The 1898-nt window shown below is 66.9% G+C and carries 1 protein-coding gene; it reads right to left on the bottom strand.

Going from position 1 to position 1898, the window contains the following annotated elements; all coding sequences use genetic code 11:
• Positions 1-561 precede the first annotated feature (561 nt).
• Positions 562-1773: an IS91 family transposase gene (locus WCE35_RS21330; RefSeq protein WP_424595298.1), complete on the bottom strand. Its 1212-nt coding sequence runs from the start codon at positions 1771-1773 to the stop codon at positions 562-564.
• Positions 1774-1898 lie beyond the last annotated feature (125 nt).

Consider the following 1898-nt stretch of genomic DNA (forward strand, 5'->3'; position numbering starts at 1 on the left):
CGGCATCCGAAACCCTACACAGCACCGCCCGCAATTGCTTTCGCACGGTTTCCCTGGAGACTCCCCCCGCAATGGCGATATCACCCACGCCCTGCCGGTCCGCGATTCCGCGAGCGACGCGCGCTTCCGCCGCCGTCAGCCCCGGTCTCCGTCCCGCGCGCAGCGCCCTCCCGCGTGAGCGGGTTCGTTCGATGTGTAGGGTTTCGGATGCCGGCTCTCGCGAACGCCCACGACGTCCACCTGGGGCCGGCGTTCGAAAGCCTCCAGGGAAGGAACCCGCGTGAGGCAGGGCACTGTGGTGCCGCGAGCACTATGGGGATTTGGCCGCAACGCTGGTTGTCGGGGATGACCGGGAAGCCCGGGAAGCCCGCTGCGAGCCCGTGATCGAATCGTAAAGAGGCCGACGTCGATGTCGCGGATGCTGGCTGGCGCGTTCGTGACGGCGTGTTCGAGGGCACGGCAATCGATCCGGGCGTTGATCGGGACGTGCGTCGCCGATGCCGGTCACGAACCAGCATTTGCGACGGCCTACAGTGCGATGATCGCCTGCCACGTTGCCCCTCATGACGTGTCGATCCTGATCGCAGTGGATGCCGGTGAGGGCCAATGGCGTGGCGTCTGATGGCGCTCGAACGTCTCGATGACATGCATGCGTCCGCCGCAGCACGGGCACGTCGGGATAGGACCGGTGTCGTGAGCCTCGGTGCCGGCTTCGGGTCTGGCGGGTTCTGGCGCCGCCAGCAGTTGGCGCGCCGTGGCGAGGTTGGCAGCCTTGACGCCGCTGGCGAGGAAGCCGGTGTGGCGGATGCGGTGGAAGCCTTTGGGCAAGACGTGGATGAGCACGCGGCGGATGAACTCGCCCGTGTCGAGCGTCATGGTCTTGTATCGGCGGGTGCCTTCGATCCGGTAGTCCTTGACCTTGAAGGTGACGCCGGTGGCATCGGCCGAGACGAGCCGGCTGTTGGAGATCGCGACCCGGTGCGTGTAGCGCGCGAGGTAGGCGAGCACGGCGTCGGGTCCGCCGAACGGACGCTTGGCATAGACGAACCAGCGCGTGCGCCGGAGCGGCTTCAGGAAGACTGCGAACGCCTTCGCATCGGCCAGGGCTGCGTGGGCGCCGTGGAACTGGAGCTTGCCGGACTTGTGGGCGCTCGCGAGCCGCTCCAGCATCAGGCGACGGAACAGCGCCGACAGCACGCGCACCGGCAGGAAGAAGTCGGGCTTCTTCGTCACCCATCGCGTGCCGTCTGGTGATAGGCCGCCACCGGGCACGATCATGTGCACGTGCGGATGGTGCGTCATGGCCGAGCCCCAGGTGTGCAGCACCGAGGTGATGCCGATCTTGGCACCGAGATGCCGGGGATCGGCCGCGATCGTCAGCATCGTCTCAGCTGAAGCCTTGAACAACGCATCGTAGATCACGGCCTTGTTGGTGTAGGCGATGTCGCCGATCTCGGCCGGCAGCGTGAACACGCAATGGAAGTAGGGCACCGGCAGCAGCTCGGCTGTCCGGTCCGCCATCCACTCGCGTGCCGCCGCGCCCTGGCACTTGGGGCAGTGGCGATTACGACAGCTGTTGTAGGCGATGACCGTGTGGCCGCAGGCGCTGTTCTCACAACGCGCGACATGGCCGCCGAGGGCAGCTGTCCGGCAGCTCTCGATGGCGCTCATCACCTTCAACTGGCCAAGGCTCACGTGGCCGCGGTTGGCGTCACGCCAAGCAGCACCGTGGTCGCGGTAGATATCCGCGACCTCCAGATGACGACGAGGCATGGGGCCGCCGCTACTCGGACGGCGGCTCGTCCTTCTTCGGCACCAGCGGGGTGAGCCGGTCGAGCGGGCTCATGACCTCGCGGATGATGTTGGTGGCGACTTGCGTATAGCGCGCGGTGGTGTCT

This window comes from Bradyrhizobium sp. (genome assembly GCF_049691595.1).
In the GTDB taxonomy this organism is placed as follows: Bacteria; Pseudomonadota; Alphaproteobacteria; order Rhizobiales; family Xanthobacteraceae; genus Bradyrhizobium.